Below are 13,633 nucleotides of genomic sequence, written 5' to 3'. Positions count from 1 at the left end.
CTCACAGCCAACCCGGGAATAAACCGCGAGTCACGCTGTGGAGCACACCGAATGTAGGTTTCAGGCAGGGATCAGCTGCTCGAAACCTACATTCGGTGTGTCTGAGAGCGTGACTCGCCGGGGCTCTAGATGTCGTAGCGGACGGTTACGGGGGCGTGGTCGGACCAGCGGTCGGCGTAGCTGGCGGCGCGTTCGGTGACGGCCGAGACGGCCCGTTCGGCCAGGCCGGTGGTGGCGACGTGGAGGTCGATGCGCCAGCCGGAGTCGTTGTCGAAGGCCTTGCCCCGGTAGGACCACCAGCTGTACGGGCCGGCGACGTCGGGGTGCAGGGAGCGCACGACGTCGACGTAGCCGTCGGCGTAGAGCCGGTCCAGCCAGGCCCGCTCCTCGGGCAGGAAGCCGGCCGACTTCTGGTTGGTCTTCCAGGACTTGAGGTCCTCGGGCCGGTGGGCGATGTTCCAGTCGCCGCAGACGAGAACCTCACGGCCGTCGGCCTCGGCCTTGGCCCGCAGCTCGACCAGGTGGGCGTGGAAGGCGTCGAGGAAGCGGTACTTCTCGTCCTGCTTGGGGGTTCCGGCGTCACCGCTGGGCAGGTACAGGCTGGCCACGACCACGTCGGCGAGCTCGTACTCGACGTACCGGCCGCTGCGGTCGAACTCGGCGGAGCCGAAGCCGACCCGGACGGCCTCGGGGGCGGTCCGGGACAGCAGGGCGACACCGGCGCGGCCCTTGAGCTCGGACTCGGCCAGGACGGTGTGCCAGCCGGCGGGTTCCCGCAGCTCGTCGGACAGCTGGCTCAGCTCGGCCCGCGTCTCCTGCAGGCACACGACGTCCGCCTCGGTGGCGGCGAGCCACTCGACGAAGCCCTTCTTGGCGGCGGCGCGCAGGCCGTTGACATTGACGGTGGACACGGTCAGCACGGCCCGAGCCTAGCGGCATCAGGAACGCGTAAACGCGAGGCGCTCCGCCGTAAAGAACACATCAGGGCCAGCGGTTCGGGCGTCAAGGCCCCGCACGCTCACAACCGAGTAACCGGGGAGAGGGAGAGCGTGTTCGACGTCGTGAAACGGCTGCTCGTCGGCCGTCCCCTGCGCAGCGAACGACTGGGCGACACGCTGCTGCCGAAGTGGCTGGCCCTGCCGGTCTTCTGCAGCGACCCGATCTCGTCGGTCGCCTACGCCACGGAACAGATCCTGCTCACGCTGGCGGTCGGCGGGGCGGGCGCGCTGTCGCTGTCCACGCCGGTCGCGGCGGCGGTGGCGATCGTGCTGATCGTGGTGGTCGCGTCCTACCGGCAGACCTGCTACGCCTACCCGACCGGCGGCGGCGCGTTCGTGGTGGCCAAGGAGAACCTGGGCGAATCGGCGGCCCTGACCGCGGCGGCCGCGCTGCTGGTGGACTACGTGATGACGGTCGCCGTGTCGGTGGTCTCCGGCGTGGTGGCGATCATCTCGGCCGTCCCGGAGCTGGCGCCGCACGCGGTGGCCATCTCGGTGGGGTTCGTGGTGGTCATAGCGCTGGCGAACCTGCGCGGTGTCAAGGAATCCGGCAAGACCTTCGCGATCCCGACGTACGCGTTCGTCGTGCTGACCTTCGTGATGTTCGCGGTGGCGGCGATTCGCGGCTTGACCGGCAACCTGCCGTTGGCGTCGACGGCGAACCTGCCGTTGCACCCCACGGAGAGCACGGCCGGCTTCGGCGCGATCTTCCTGTCGCTGCGGGCGTTCGCGTCCGGCTGCACGGCGCTGACCGGTGTGGAGGCGATCAGCAACGGGGTCCCGGCGTTCCGCAAACCCAAGCCGCACAACGCCGCGCTGACGCTGGTCATGATGGGCACGATCGCGGTCACGATGTTCGGCGGCATCACCGCGCTCGCCGTGCACCTGAACGCGCACGCCATGCCGGACGGCAAGCCGTCGGTGATCTCGCAGGTCGCGGCGAGCGTGTTCGGCGGCAGCTCGATGCTGTTCTACCTGTTCCAGGCCGCCACCGCGGGCATCCTGATCCTCGCCGCGAACACGGCGTTCAACGGATTCCCCGGCCTGGCCTCGATCCTGGCCCGCGAACGCTACCTGCCGCGGCAGCTGCACAACCGCGGCGACCGGCTGGTGTTCAGCAACGGCATTCTGCTGCTCGCGGCGTTCGCGGTGCTGCTGATCGTCGGCTTCGACGCCAATATCGACAGCCTGATCCAGCTCTACATCATCGGCGTGTTCACCAGCTTCACGCTCAGCCAGGCCGGCATGGTCGTGCACTGGAAGCGCGCGCTGGCAACGGAAACCGACCCGGGCAAGCGGACCCGGATGCGCGGATCGCAGGCGATCAACGCGTTTGGCGCCGGGCTGACCGCGGTGGTGCTGATCGTCGTGTTCGCCACCAAGGTGGCGCACGGCGCCTGGCTGGCGGTGCTGGCGATGGTCGTGCTGTTCGTGGTGATGCGGGCGATCAGCCGCTACTACCGGCGGTTCGAGAGCGAGGTCGCGACCGTCAAGCCGAACACGACGATGCCGCCGAAGGTGCACGCGCTGGTGCTGATCTCCCGCCTGCACCAGCCGGCGTTGCAGGCGCTGGCGTTCGCCAAGGCGACCCGGCCGGACCGGCTGGAGGCCGTCACGGTCGCCACCGACGACGAGGAAACCCGCGGCTTGCAACGGGAATGGGAGCGCCGGGGCATCAAGGCGCCACTGGTGGTGCTGTCCTCGCCGTACCGGGACGTGAGCAAGCCGATCGTGGACCATGTGACCCGGATCCACGCCCGGGACAAGCGCGGCGTGGTCAGCGTGTTCATCCCGGAGTACGTGGTGCCGCGCTGGTGGCAGCACCTGCTGCACAACCAGAGTGCCTTACGCCTCAAGGCAAGGCTGTTGTTCACGCCGGGGGTGGTGGTGGTCAACGTGCCGTACCACATCGGCCTGGCCGATCAGGGCTGGATGACTCAGCAGGTGTTGCCGGAGGCCGCCACCAAGTAGTCGACGGACGCCCACCTCGCGCCGTCCAGCTGACGAAACCCGTTCTGCACCACGGGTTGTGCGGTCACCGGCTGGCTCTGCACCAGCCGCCCGACGACGCGGTCGGCGGTGCTGGGGCCGGCCCGCACGTTGAGCACGTCGGCGTTGACCGTGAAGGCGCACTGGGCGTTGCTCTGCGACGCGCCGGCGTTCCGGTGGGCGATCAGGGCGAACGCCACGACGCCGACACCGCCGATCACGGCCAGTTTCATCACCGGAATGCCGAGCACCCCGTCCTCCTCCCGCCGCTGTGCCGGTTCTCTCGGGCCAGAGAACCGGACATCCCAGCAATACCGGAGGACGGGGTGCCGCAGAACCACCCGATCCGGAATCCACCCGGCCGGGGCTCCCTACCGGGCTAGCCCGTCACCAAACGTCACAACAGAGGCTGAAGAAGGTTCGCGAACGCCACGTGGCCGTCGCGGTTGGGGTGGTACGACTCGGTGGTGGGGTTGGAAAGGCCGTTGAGCCACTCCACGTTGTCGCACACGGCGTGCCCGGTGAACGCCGACCGCACATCCTCGAAGGTGAAACCGTGCGCGGTCGCCCGCGCCTTGATGGCGTTGTCGAGCTGGTCGGCGCCGGCGTTGAGCTGTCCCTGCTCGGTCGGGCTGAGCCGGGCCAACAGGTTGCACTCCTCGCCGTTGAACAGGTGCGGGTAGCCGACCACCACGACCTTGGCATTGGGCGCGCGGTTGTGGATCTGCGTGTAGACGTTGTCCAGTGCGCCGGGCAGGGTGCTCGTGATCAGCGCCTCGGCCTTGGTGATGTCGCTGGTGCAGTTGTAGAACGGCAGCGCACACTTCTCGATCACGCCGGAGAAGCCGATGTCGTTGCCACCGACGGAAATCGTGACGTACTTGGTCGACGTGGACAGCGCGCCGACCTGCTTGTTGAGCACGTCGGCGGTCTTGGCGCCGCTGCAGGCCTGGAAGTTCAGCGCGAGCCCGAGCCGGCTGGCCAGCAGCTCGGAGTAGGCGTACACGGACCGGTCGCACGTCGTGTCGAAGTACGTCCTGGTGCCCACACCGGAGGCGTAGGAGTCGCCCAAAGCGACGTAGCCGGGCTGAGTCGCGGCCGAAGCCGTGCCGGCGAGCGTGAGGCCGAGAATCGCGGTCAGCGCCGCGAGCAGGAGCTTCTTCCCCATGTGCCGGAACGTAAACCGTGACCGGCGCGAAAACGGGCCCCGTCACCCGACGGGGCCCGTTTGGTCACGCGGACGTCAGGCGGACGCCATCCGCTTCTGCAGGTTCTCGTCGAGGGTGTTCAGGAACTCCTCGGTGGTCTGCCACGGCTGGTCCTTGCTGATCAGCAGGGCCAGGTCCTTGGTCATGGCGCCGGCCTCGACGGAGGAGATGACGACCTGCTCCAGGGTCTCCGCGAAGTTGCTGACGGCCGGGGTGCCGTCCAGCTTGCCGCGGTGCTGCAGGCCACGGGTCCACGCGAAGATCGAGGCGATCGGGTTGGTGGAGGTGGGCTTGCCCTGCTGGTGCTGGCGGTAGTGCCGGGTCACGGTGCCGTGCGCGGCCTCGGCCTCGACGGTGCGGCCGTCCGGCGTCATCAGCACGGAGGTCATCAGGCCGAGCGAGCCGAAGCCCTGCGCCACGGTGTCGGACTGGACGTCGCCGTCGTAGTTCTTGCACGCCCAGACGTAGCCGCCCTCCCACTTCATCGCGGCGGCGACCATGTCGTCGATCAGGCGGTGCTCGTAGGTCAGGCCCTTGGCGTCGAAGTCGGCCTTGAACTCGTTCTCGTAGATCTCCTGGAACACGTCCTTGAACATGCCGTCGTAGGCCTTGAGGATCGTGTTCTTGGTGGACATGTACACCGGGTACTCGCGCTGCAGGCCGTAGGACAGCGAGGCGCGCGCGAAGTCCTCGATGGACTTGCGGAAGTTGAACATGCCCATGGCGACGCCGCCGCCCTCGGGGTAGTTCGCCACCACGTGCTGGATCGGCTCGGAACCGTCGGCCGGGGTGAAGGTGATGGTCAGCTCGCCCGGGCCGGCCACCTTGAAGTTGGTGGCCTTGTACTGGTCGCCGTGGGCGTGACGGCCGATGATGATCGGCTTGGTCCAGCCCGGCACCAGCCGCGGGATGTTGGAGATGACGATCGGCTCGCGGAAGATGACGCCGCCGAGGATGTTGCGGATCGTGCCGTTGGGCGAGAGCCACATCTTCTTCAGGCCGAACTCCTCGACCCGCGCCTCGTCCGGCGTGATGGTGGCGCACTTCACACCGACGCCGTGCTTCTTGATGGCGTTGGCGGAGTCGATGGTGACCTGGTCGTCGGTCGCGTCCCGGTGCTCGATGCCCAGGTCGTAGTAGTCCAGGTTGACGTCCAGGTACGGGTGGATCAGCTTGTCCTTGATGAACTGCCAGATGATGCGGGTCATCTCGTCGCCGTCGAGCTCGACGACGGTGCCTTCGACCTTGATCTTGCCCATGCGCCGGGCTCTCCTCTCGCGACAATGCAAGCAGTACAAGTGTACTGCTAACGGTCCGTGACCGTCCCGGGGTCGTGTTGAAGGACACGGGTAGCTGTGCCCCCGCGTCCGGCCGTGTCCCGCCCTCGAACGGGTCGACCGACAGGTAGCCTGCCTCGCCGGCACAACTGATCTTGAAGCAGGGGGGCGCTGTGTCGACCGGACCCACCCACGCGATGAGTGGACTGATGGCCTGGGGCGGGGTGTCCATCGCGGCCATCGCCAACGGCCTGCCGATGACGCCGCAGACCTGGGTGGTCGGGGCCGCGCTGTGCAGCGGCGCCGCGCTGCTGCCGGACCTGGACCACCCCGAGGCCACGGTCGCGAACACGTTCGGCCGGGTCACGTGGGTGCTGTCCAAGGGCGTGCACTGGGTCAGCCACGTGGTCTACCGCAGCACTCGCTTACGCAGCGACGCAAATCGGCACGGCGGCCACCGCGGCGTGACGCACACCCTGCTGTTCGCGCTGCTGGCCGGCTTCGGCACCTACGCGGCCGTGCAGTGGGCCCACAAGGTCGCCCTGATCCCGCTGCTGTTCCTCTTCTGTGCCCTGGCCGTCCGCGGACTTCTGCACGAGTGGACGCCGAAGGGCCATGTACTCGGCGTGACCGTGCTGTCCCTCGGGCTCACGATCCTGTGCTGGCACTGGATCGAGGTCGGCCCGCCGGAACAGGCCCAGTGGTGCGCGGTCGCCGTCGCCGCCGGCTGTCTCGCGCACTGCCTCGGCGACTCCATCACCGAGCAGGGCTGCCCGATCTTCTGGCCGATCCCGTTCTCCGGCAAGACCTGGTACCCGGTGGCGCTGCCCAAGCCGATGCGGATGCGCACCGGCGGCCGGGTCGAGCTGGGCATGGTGCTGCCCGTGCTGACCGTGCTCGGGGTGTGGCTGTCGCTGGCGTCGCTGCAGCGCACCGGCCTGGCCTCGTGGGTGCCGTTCGACCTGCTCACCCTGCAGCACGTGCCGACGGTCGTCGCGGGCCACTGACGCTTCGACAAATTTCGTACAATGGAGGCATGAGCACCACGGCCGCGCTGGAGCACCCCATCCGGAAGGACATCCGGATCGAGGGGGTGCTGCAGGCGCTGGCCGACCCGGTGCGGCTGCGCATCGTGCGGGCCATCGCCGACCACGGCGAGATCGCCTGCGGCGTGCTCGACCTGCCGGTCAGCAAGTCCACGCTGACCCACCACTACCGGGTGCTGCGCGAATCCGGCGTCATCCACCAGCGGCCGGTCGGCACGTCCAAGGTCAACACCCTGCGCCGCGAGGACCTGGACGCCCTGTTCCCCGGCCTGCTCGACGGCGTCCTGGCCGCCCCCCGCAGCGATTCCTGACCTTTCTCCGGCTGTAACGGGGCCGTCAAAACCGGTCGTGATCATGGCTGCATGCCCGCCGCTACCTGGTGGCCCTCGGTCGTGCAGGGCCACGTGATGCATCTGCCGGAGACGGTCGCCGGACGGCCGCGCACGATCCGACACTCGGGCGGCGAGGCGATCGTCGCCGTCTGCCGTTCCTGGGTGCGGCCGCCGGCCGGGGAGGCGGCCGGCGAGCACTGCCCCGACTGCGTCGAAGTGGCTAGCGCCTTGGCCCCTTGATCGTCAGGGCGGCCATGCTCAGGTCGCCGCTGACCACGATCTGCGGCGTGCCCTGGCGGCCCTGGAAGCCGACACGGTCGTTGACCGAGGCGCCCATCCTCGTGTTCAGGTCGTTGAGGGACACGCTCGCGCCGTCCGGCAGCCGCAGCGTCACGGCGCCGCCGGTCACCTCGATCCGCATGTCCAGCCGCTCGTGCTCGAACACGGCCTCGGTGAAGTCGAGATTGACGCCCGAACCCCACTTGGACCGGATCAGCATCGACCGCGGCACCTGCCAGTAGCCGTTGCGGGTGATGCTGGACCCGCAGCCGCTGGACAGCACCATCGGCTCGCCGGGCAGCGGCGGCCCCGCCGGCTGCCGGCCCCACTGCCCGCCCCGGACCCGCATCTCCGGGTGCGTCATGCCGGGCAGGTCCGCGAGCACCACGTTCAGCTCCGCGCGGGTCCGCGACGACAGCGCCACGTCGGTGCGGTCGGTGAACTCCTCCAGCGTCAGCAGTCCCATGCCGATCGCCTTCTGCAGCAACCCGACCACGTGCTCCCGCTCCGCGTCCGAGACGCGGAGTTCCCTGCTGCTCACCCCGTTCACCATGACACCGATGCTAGGCGCGGGCGGCCCCGGTCCGGATCGGGGAAATCCCCGGATAAATCGGTTGCCGCCGCCCCTAGCGTGGACAGACGTGTGCGCTGTGATCGGCTGTTATCTCCGCATCACGCTCGCCGGATTCCACAGGTTCTCCACCTACCGCCAGGCCGTCGTCGCGGGCACCGCCACCAACATCGTCTTCGGACTGATCAAGGTCGGCATCCTGACGGCGGTTTACGTGGCGCGCGATGGAGCCCCGATCGGCGGCTACGACCTGACCACCACCATCACCTACGTCTGGCTCGGCCAGGGCCTGCTCGGCGTCGTCGACTTCTGGGGCGACGACGAGCTGGCCGAGCGGATCCGTTCCGGCGACGTCGTCGTCGACCTGTCAAGGCCGTGGAACCTCCAGGCCGCACTGCTGTGCGGCGACCTGGGTCGGGCCGGTTTCGGCTTGGTCGCCCGGTTCATCCCCCAGCTGGCGCTGGGCGCGCTGTTCTTCCCGTTCCGCTGGCCGGGCGACCCCTGGGTGGTCTGGCCGGCCTTCCTGATCAGCACGGCCTGCGCGGTGCTGGTCAGCTTCCACATCCGGTTCCTGCTGCACCTGACCTCGTTCTGGCTGCTGGACTCCCGTGGCGTGATCAACCTGTACCGGATCGTCGGGGCCACCCTGGCCGGCCTGGAGGTGCCGCTGTCCTACTTCCCGGACTGGGCGCAGGCCGTGCTGGTGTTCACCCCGTTCCCGGCCATGCTGCAGGACCCGATCAACGTGTTCGTTCAGGTCGGGTCGCTGCCGCTGACGCTGGCCCACCAGCTGCTCTGGGTCGCGCTGCTGGCCGCCGCCGGCCGGCTGCTGCTGGACGGGGCCGTGCGCAAGGTGGTGGTGCAGGGTGGCTGACCTGAGCGTCTACGCCCGGCTGGCCCGGGCCCAGGTGCGCGGCCAGCTCAGCTATCGCGGCTCGTTCGCGATGAACATCCTGGCCCAGGCCCTCGCGCAGGCCTCAGACCTGGCCGCGATCCTGATCGTGTTCGGCCGGGTGGCCAGCCTCGGCGGCTTCGACTTCCACGCCGTGCTGCTGCTCTACGCCCTGTCCGGGATGTCGTTCGGCCTGGCCGATCTCAGCGTCGGCAGCATCGAGCGGCTGCCCACCTACATCCGCACCGGCAGCTTCGACGTGGTGCTGATGCGTCCACTCGCGACACTGTTCCAGCTGTTCGTCAGCGACTTCCAGCTGCGCCGGATCGGCCGGGTGATCACCGCGCTGGGCACACTGGTCTACGTGCTGTCCACTTCGGACATCCACTGGTCACCGGCGAAGGTGCTGCTGCTCGTGCTGACGCCGCTGGCCGGGGCCACGATCTTCGGCTCGATCTTCGTCGCCGCCAACTCGGTGTCGTTCTGGTTCGTCGACGCCCGCGAGCTGGCCAACACCGTCACCTACGGCGGCAGCTACCTCACCTCGTACCCGATCACCGTCTTCTCGGGCTGGCTGCGCACGCTGCTCGGCTACATCGTGCCGGGCGCGTTCGTCGCCTACTACCCCGCGCTCACCCTGCTCGACCACGCCGACCCGCTGGGCGCGCCGACCTGGTTCGGCTGGCTCGACGCGCCGGTCACCGTGCTCACCGCCCTGGTCGCCGGCCTGCTCTGGCGCACCGCCGTCCGCCACTACCGAGGAACGGGATCATGATCGAGGTCAGCGAGCTGGGTCGGACGTTCACCGTGACGCGCAAGGCCGGCCGGTTCCGCCGGACCCGCCAGCAGGTGGTGGCCGTCGGCGGCGTGTCGTTCGACATCGCCGCCGGCGAGACCGTCGGCTACATCGGGCCGAACGGGGCCGGCAAGTCCACGACGATCAAGATGCTCACCGGCATCCTCGTGCCGACCACCGGGCGGGTGCGAGTATGCGGGCTCGATCCGTCCCGACAACGGGCGGAGCTGGCCCGGCGCATCGGCGTGGTGTTCGGGCAGCGCAGCCAGCTGTGGTGGGACCTGCCGCTGAGCGAGAGCTTCGAGCTGCTGCGGCACATCTTCCGGGTGCCGGCCGAAGATCACCTGAAGCGACTGCAGGAATGCACGGAACTGCTTGGGCTGCACGAGTTTCTGGACACGCCTGTCCGGCAGTTGTCGCTGGGCCAACGCATGCGCGGCGAGGTGACCGCGGCCCTGTTGCACGGCCCGGAACTGCTCGTGCTCGACGAGCCGACGATCGGGCTGGACCTGGATTCCAAGGAACGGCTGCGGGAGTTCCTGGCCGAGCTCAACACGTCCCGCGGCACCACGTTGCTGTTGACCACGCACGATCTGGACGACATCGAGCGGCTGTGCCGGCGGATGATGGTCATCGACCACGGCCGCGTGCTCGCCGACGGCCCACTGGCCGAGCTGCGGGACGAGGTCACCCCGGAGCGGGTGCTGGTCGTGGACTTCGAGCGGCCGTGCGAGGAGCTGACCGGGCTGCCGGGCGTCCGCGAGGTGAAGGTGGAGGCGAACGGGCTGCGGCAGCAGCTGTCGTTCCGGCGGGACACGGTGACCGCGGCGACCCTGATCAACATGATCGCCCAGCGGTCGCCGGTGCACGACGTCGCCGTGATCGAGCCGGACATCGACGACGTTGTCCGGTCCCTGTACCACCGGTAATGTCGTGTGATGCGGGCAAAACTGGTCGTCACGGTCGCACTGTCGTCGCTGTTCGCGCTGACGGCGTGCGACGCCTCGGCGGCGGGAACGCCGTCGACGAAGTCCGAGATCTGCGCCCAGGCGCTGGGGTCGGCGGTGCTCGGCGAGATCGGTGACGCCGCGCAGCGGGACGCCCAGCACGCCAAGGAACTGGCCGACCTGTTCCAGAAGCTGTCCACCCAGACCCAGGACCAGGAGCTGTCCAAGGCGCTCAGCGACGCCGCGCAGACCGCCGGTGAAGCCGCGTTGAAGCACCTCACCGACGGTGACCTGGCGAAATGGGCCCAGCAGGAGGCCGACCGCATCAACGCCCTCCGCAAGGTCTGCACGAACTGACCAAACCAATCTCCGCCTGGCAAACCTTTGGAAGGGACCATTCCACACGTCTAACGTCAGGAATGCTCCCTTCACGGCATCAAGGTGGGGGTGGCGGGTGGACCAATGCCGGTCTTGTCACTTGGCCGCTGACCAGAACGTGTAGGTCGCGGAGTAGGGCACCGAGGTCTCGGCGCCGTCGGTGCACTTGCCGGCGGGCGCGAGGCCGCCCTTGGTGTTGAGCCGCTGCACGAAGGTGACGTCGGAGAACTGCCCCTTGCCGTGGTTCTCCGACGTCTTGAGCAGCAGCTCGGGGATGGCGTCGGCGTGCTTGACCGACGCGCCGGGTACGGCGGTGGCGGCGACCTCGCTGCCGTCCAGGGTCGACACCCAGATCGGGCCCTTGAAATGCAGCGCGACGGGTTTGCCGTGGTCGGAGATGGTGGCGGCGGGTTGCAGCAACGTCCACGCGGAGTTCGTGCACTGGTAGATCTGGACGCCGTCGCCCTCGAAGCTGGCGATCAGCTTGTTGCCGGCCGGCACCTTGACCGCGGCCGGAGCGGCGACCTCTTGCTGCGCAAGGGGTTTCACCTCGGTCTGGGTCGCGGAGCAGGCGGTCAGGCCGACAGCGGCCGTCACGAGGGCGAGCGCCACCGTCACACGGTTCATGGTCTTTTCTCCGGGAATGAGTTGCCGGCAAAGGAACGATCACCGCGAACACGAGTGATCCACGGCGACGGTTCGACGCAGTGACTCAGGTCACATCGGAACGCGAGCCCGGTCCGGTTCGTTCTGCCGGCGTGGAACGGCCGCCCCTGGTGTACGGACAGGGCCAGCAGCTGCTGGTCGTCGACGACGAGCCGGGCATCACCGAGATGCTGGCGACCACCCTGGGCCTGGCCGGCTACCAGGTCCGCACGGCGGCGACCGGCCGCGACGCGCTCAGGCTGGTCGCCACCGAGCACCCGGACCTGGTCATCCTGGACGTGATGCTGCCGGACATCGACGGCTTCGAGGTGTGCCGGCGGGTGTCGGAGCAGCCGGACGCGCCGCCGGTGCTGCTGCTGACGGCGCGGAATTCGGTGCTGGACAAGGTGACCGGGCTGACCACCGGCGCCGACGACTACCTGACCAAGCCGTTCAGCATTCCCGAGGTGCTGGCCCGCGTGCAGGTGCTGCTGCGCAGGACCCGCCGCAGCGCGGACCCGGTGCTCAGCGTCGGCGGCGTCGTGATGGACGAGGCCACCCGCCAGGTGACCAGGGACGGCCGGGTCGTGGAGCTGTCCCCGACGGAGTACCGGCTGCTGCGCTACCTGATGGTGAACGCGGGCCGGGTGGTGTCGAAGAGCCAGGTGCTGGAACACGTGTGGCGGCACGACTTCGGCGACGGCGTCGTGGAGAAGGTGGTGTCCCGGCTGCGCCAGAAGCTGGACGCCACCGGCACGCCGCTGATCCACACCGTCCGCGGCTTCGGCTACAGCCTGCGGGAGGGCTGAGGTGCGCCGCGCCAACTCGCTGCGCGGGCGGCTGGTCTGCGCGGTGATCGTGCTGGCGGCGCTGGGCATGGCCATCGTGGACGCGGCCTCGATCGTGGCGCTGCAGGTGTACTTCCGCGACCGCGCGGACGCGTGGCTGGCCGACACCACGACACGGGTGACGCAGCAGATCGACACCACCTCGGTCGTGGTCACCAAGAACAGCATCGCCGCGCTGCTCCAACCGGGATACGTCGTCGTGCTGGTCGGTGCGGACGGCCGGATCGTGGACCAGACGCCCGCGCAGGATTCGCTGGGCAACCCGGCCGCGCCGCCGACGCTGCCGGCCGTGCTGGGCAAGGACTTCGCCGCGAAGCCGACGACGCTCCCCTCGGCCGGCGGACCGGAATACCGGGCGCAGATGTTCGACGTCGGCACGCACGTCCGCTACATGGGCGCGGACGGCCACTCGGTGACCATCGCCAGCGCACTGCTGGCAGAAAGCCTCGATCCGACCGCAGAGGCGCTGAACCGCCTGATGCTGTTCGAGTTGACGGCGACGGTGGTGGCGTTGGCCGGTATCGGGCTGCTGAGCTTCGGCGTGCTCAAGGTCGGCCTGCTTCCGTTGCGGGACATGGCTCGCACCGCGCGCCGCATCGCCGCCGGCGAGCTGCACCAACGGATCGACGTGCCGAACGAGGGCTCGGAGGTCGGCCAGGTCGCGGCGGCGCTGAACGAGGCGTTCGACGCCCGTCAGCAATCCGAGGAACGGCTGCGGCGGTTCGTCGCGGACGCCTCGCACGAGCTGCGCACCCCGTTGACGACGATTCGCGGCTGGGCCGAGATGCACCAGCACGGGTTGGCCGGCGAGGAGCTGACCGCGCTGTCGATGTCCCGGATCCAGCAGGAGTCGGCCCGGATGCAGGACCTCGTCGGCGATCTCCTCTTGCTGGCTCAGCTGGACCAGCAGCACGAGCCGGCTACCGGAACCGTCGATCTGGGCGTGCTGGCCGCCGACGCCGTCGCCGACGCACGGGTCACGGCGCCGGACCGGCGCGTCGAGCTGACCGTGAGCGGCGAGACCGAGGTGACCGGCGACGAGAACCGGCTGCGCGAGGTGCTGCAGAACCTGATCAGCAATGCCCTGGTGCACACCCCTTCGGGCACGGAAATCGATGTCCGCGTCACGGGCGAGCGTGGCAGGGTGGAATTGGTTGTGGCCGACAACGGACCGGGGATGGACGAGGCGACCGCCGGCCGGGTGTTCGAGCGGTTCTTCCGCGCCGACCAGGCGCGGAGCCCGGGCACCGGAGGGACGGGACTCGGCCTGAGCATCGTGCGCTCGATCGTGACCGCGCACGGCGGCTCGGTGGACCTGGTCACCCGATCGGGCGAAGGCAGCGCCTTCACTGTCAGGCTTTCGTCAGCTTCGTGGGAGTCGGCGGTCAGGCGGGCCCGGTTGGCTGGGAACGACGATGTGTGAGGGG

At 69.1% G+C, this 13,633-nt stretch carries 16 protein-coding genes; 10 read left to right on the top strand and 6 right to left on the bottom strand.

The annotated features are described in order from the left end of the window. Positions 1 to 125: 125 nt before the first annotated feature. A complete protein-coding gene (locus BJ998_RS22925) occupies positions 126 to 920 on the bottom strand; it encodes an exodeoxyribonuclease III (RefSeq protein ID WP_184864688.1) in 795 nt (264 codons plus the stop codon). Positions 921 to 1,049: 129 nt separating this feature from the next. On the opposite strand from BJ998_RS22925, the gene BJ998_RS22920 reads away from it, so the two are divergent. Then, positions 1,050 to 2,969, top strand: a complete 1,920-nt coding sequence (locus tag BJ998_RS22920) for an APC family permease (RefSeq protein WP_184864687.1) — start codon at positions 1,050 to 1,052, stop codon at positions 2,967 to 2,969. Here BJ998_RS22920 and BJ998_RS22915 read toward each other — a convergent pair. From BJ998_RS22915 to BJ998_RS22905, 3 genes are all read right to left on the bottom strand, one after another. Next, on the bottom strand, positions 2,936 to 3,238 hold the full coding sequence (locus tag BJ998_RS22915) for an SH3 domain-containing protein (protein ID WP_312890286.1): 303 nt from the start codon (positions 3,236 to 3,238) through the stop codon (positions 2,936 to 2,938). The genes BJ998_RS22920 and BJ998_RS22915 overlap by 34 nt on opposite strands. Positions 3,239 to 3,384: 146 nt before the next feature. Then, positions 3,385 to 4,155 carry an SGNH/GDSL hydrolase family protein gene (locus tag BJ998_RS22910; protein WP_184864685.1) on the bottom strand — a complete coding sequence of 257 codons (771 nt, stop codon included), beginning with the start codon at positions 4,153 to 4,155 and terminating at the stop codon, positions 3,385 to 3,387. 75 nt (positions 4,156 to 4,230) lie between these two features. Next, complete coding sequence (locus tag BJ998_RS22905) at positions 4,231 to 5,454, bottom strand: NADP-dependent isocitrate dehydrogenase (protein ID WP_184864683.1); 1,224 nt, start codon at positions 5,452 to 5,454, stop codon at positions 4,231 to 4,233. Between the two features lie 191 nt (positions 5,455 to 5,645). Between BJ998_RS22905 and BJ998_RS22900 the strand changes: the two genes are divergently transcribed. From BJ998_RS22900 to BJ998_RS22890, 3 genes are read left to right on the top strand one after another with little or no spacing between them, the layout of a single operon-like run. After that, entirely contained in the window at positions 5,646 to 6,479 is an 834-nt protein-coding gene (locus BJ998_RS22900) for a metal-dependent hydrolase (protein WP_184864681.1), read from the top strand. A 29-nt stretch (positions 6,480 to 6,508) separates the two neighbouring features. Continuing rightward, positions 6,509 to 6,829 carry an ArsR/SmtB family transcription factor gene (locus tag BJ998_RS22895; RefSeq protein ID WP_184864679.1) on the top strand — a complete coding sequence of 107 codons (321 nt, stop codon included), beginning with the start codon at positions 6,509 to 6,511 and terminating at the stop codon, positions 6,827 to 6,829. A 51-nt stretch (positions 6,830 to 6,880) separates the two neighbouring features. Further along, complete coding sequence (locus BJ998_RS22890) at positions 6,881 to 7,090, top strand: hypothetical protein (protein WP_184864677.1); 210 nt, start codon at positions 6,881 to 6,883, stop codon at positions 7,088 to 7,090. Here the strand turns inward: BJ998_RS22890 and BJ998_RS22885 are convergent. After that, complete coding sequence (locus BJ998_RS22885; protein WP_184864675.1) at positions 7,071 to 7,682, bottom strand: DUF1707 SHOCT-like domain-containing protein; 612 nt, start codon at positions 7,680 to 7,682, stop codon at positions 7,071 to 7,073. The genes BJ998_RS22890 and BJ998_RS22885 overlap by 20 nt on opposite strands. Before the next feature lie 88 nt (positions 7,683 to 7,770). Between BJ998_RS22885 and BJ998_RS22880 the strand changes: the two genes are divergently transcribed. The 4 genes from BJ998_RS22880 to BJ998_RS22865 are packed head-to-tail and all read left to right on the top strand — an operon-like array spanning position 7,771 to position 10,692. Then, the gene (locus tag BJ998_RS22880; RefSeq protein ID WP_312890285.1) at positions 7,771 to 8,574 is read left to right on the top strand and encodes an ABC transporter permease; all 804 of its coding nucleotides are present in this window, start codon (positions 7,771 to 7,773) and stop codon (positions 8,572 to 8,574) included. Further along, a complete protein-coding gene (locus tag BJ998_RS22875; protein WP_312890284.1) occupies positions 8,567 to 9,367 on the top strand; it encodes an ABC transporter permease in 801 nt (266 codons plus the stop codon). The genes BJ998_RS22880 and BJ998_RS22875 overlap by 8 nt, the downstream gene beginning before the upstream one ends. Further along, positions 9,364 to 10,317, top strand: a complete 954-nt coding sequence (locus BJ998_RS22870; protein ID WP_184864671.1) for an ABC transporter ATP-binding protein — start codon at positions 9,364 to 9,366, stop codon at positions 10,315 to 10,317. The genes BJ998_RS22875 and BJ998_RS22870 overlap by 4 nt, the downstream gene beginning before the upstream one ends. A gap of 9 nt (positions 10,318 to 10,326) precedes the next feature. Beyond that, positions 10,327 to 10,692: a DUF8711 family protein gene (locus tag BJ998_RS22865; RefSeq protein WP_184864669.1), complete on the top strand. Its 366-nt coding sequence runs from the start codon at positions 10,327 to 10,329 to the stop codon at positions 10,690 to 10,692. A 117-nt stretch (positions 10,693 to 10,809) separates the two neighbouring features. Here BJ998_RS22865 and BJ998_RS22860 read toward each other — a convergent pair whose 3' ends face one another. Further along, positions 10,810 to 11,340, bottom strand: coding sequence for a DUF3455 domain-containing protein (locus BJ998_RS22860; RefSeq protein ID WP_184864667.1), 531 nt, complete (start codon positions 11,338 to 11,340; stop codon positions 10,810 to 10,812). Positions 11,341 to 11,471: 131 nt separating this feature from the next. On the opposite strand from BJ998_RS22860, the gene BJ998_RS22855 reads away from it, so the two are divergent. Together BJ998_RS22855 and BJ998_RS49220 are read left to right on the top strand one after the other, a co-directional pair. Further along, positions 11,472 to 12,167, top strand: coding sequence for a response regulator transcription factor (locus BJ998_RS22855; RefSeq protein ID WP_312890283.1), 696 nt, complete (start codon positions 11,472 to 11,474; stop codon positions 12,165 to 12,167). A 1-nt stretch (position 12,168) separates the two neighbouring features. Continuing rightward, the gene (locus tag BJ998_RS49220) at positions 12,169 to 13,629 is read left to right on the top strand and encodes a sensor histidine kinase (protein ID WP_184864665.1); all 1,461 of its coding nucleotides are present in this window, start codon (positions 12,169 to 12,171) and stop codon (positions 13,627 to 13,629) included. Positions 13,630 to 13,633 lie beyond the last annotated feature (4 nt).

It is taken from the genome of Kutzneria kofuensis (assembly GCF_014203355.1).
GTDB classification, from domain to species: Bacteria; Actinomycetota; Actinomycetes; order Mycobacteriales; family Pseudonocardiaceae; genus Kutzneria; species Kutzneria kofuensis.
This window is presented reverse-complemented; position numbering and strand designations above follow the sequence as displayed.

Bases quoted from the DNA above. Each gene is read 5' to 3' on its own strand.
- BJ998_RS22910 (WP_184864685.1), bottom strand. From the start codon at position 4,155: ATGGGGAAGAAGCTCCTGCTCGCGGCGCTGACCGCGATTCTCGGCCTC.
- BJ998_RS22905 (WP_184864683.1), bottom strand. From the start codon at position 5,454: ATGGGCAAGATCAAGGTCGAAGGCACCGTCGTCGAGCTCGACGGCGAC.
- BJ998_RS22895 (WP_184864679.1), top strand. From the start codon at position 6,509: ATGAGCACCACGGCCGCGCTGGAGCACCCCATCCGGAAGGACATCCGG.
- BJ998_RS22890 (WP_184864677.1), top strand. From the start codon at position 6,881: ATGCCCGCCGCTACCTGGTGGCCCTCGGTCGTGCAGGGCCACGTGATG.
- BJ998_RS22885 (WP_184864675.1), bottom strand. From the start codon at position 7,682: ATGGTGAACGGGGTGAGCAGCAGGGAACTCCGCGTCTCGGACGCGGAG.
- BJ998_RS22870 (WP_184864671.1), top strand. From the start codon at position 9,364: ATGATCGAGGTCAGCGAGCTGGGTCGGACGTTCACCGTGACGCGCAAG.
- BJ998_RS22865 (WP_184864669.1), top strand. From the start codon at position 10,327: ATGCGGGCAAAACTGGTCGTCACGGTCGCACTGTCGTCGCTGTTCGCG.
- BJ998_RS22860 (WP_184864667.1), bottom strand. From the start codon at position 11,340: ATGAACCGTGTGACGGTGGCGCTCGCCCTCGTGACGGCCGCTGTCGGC.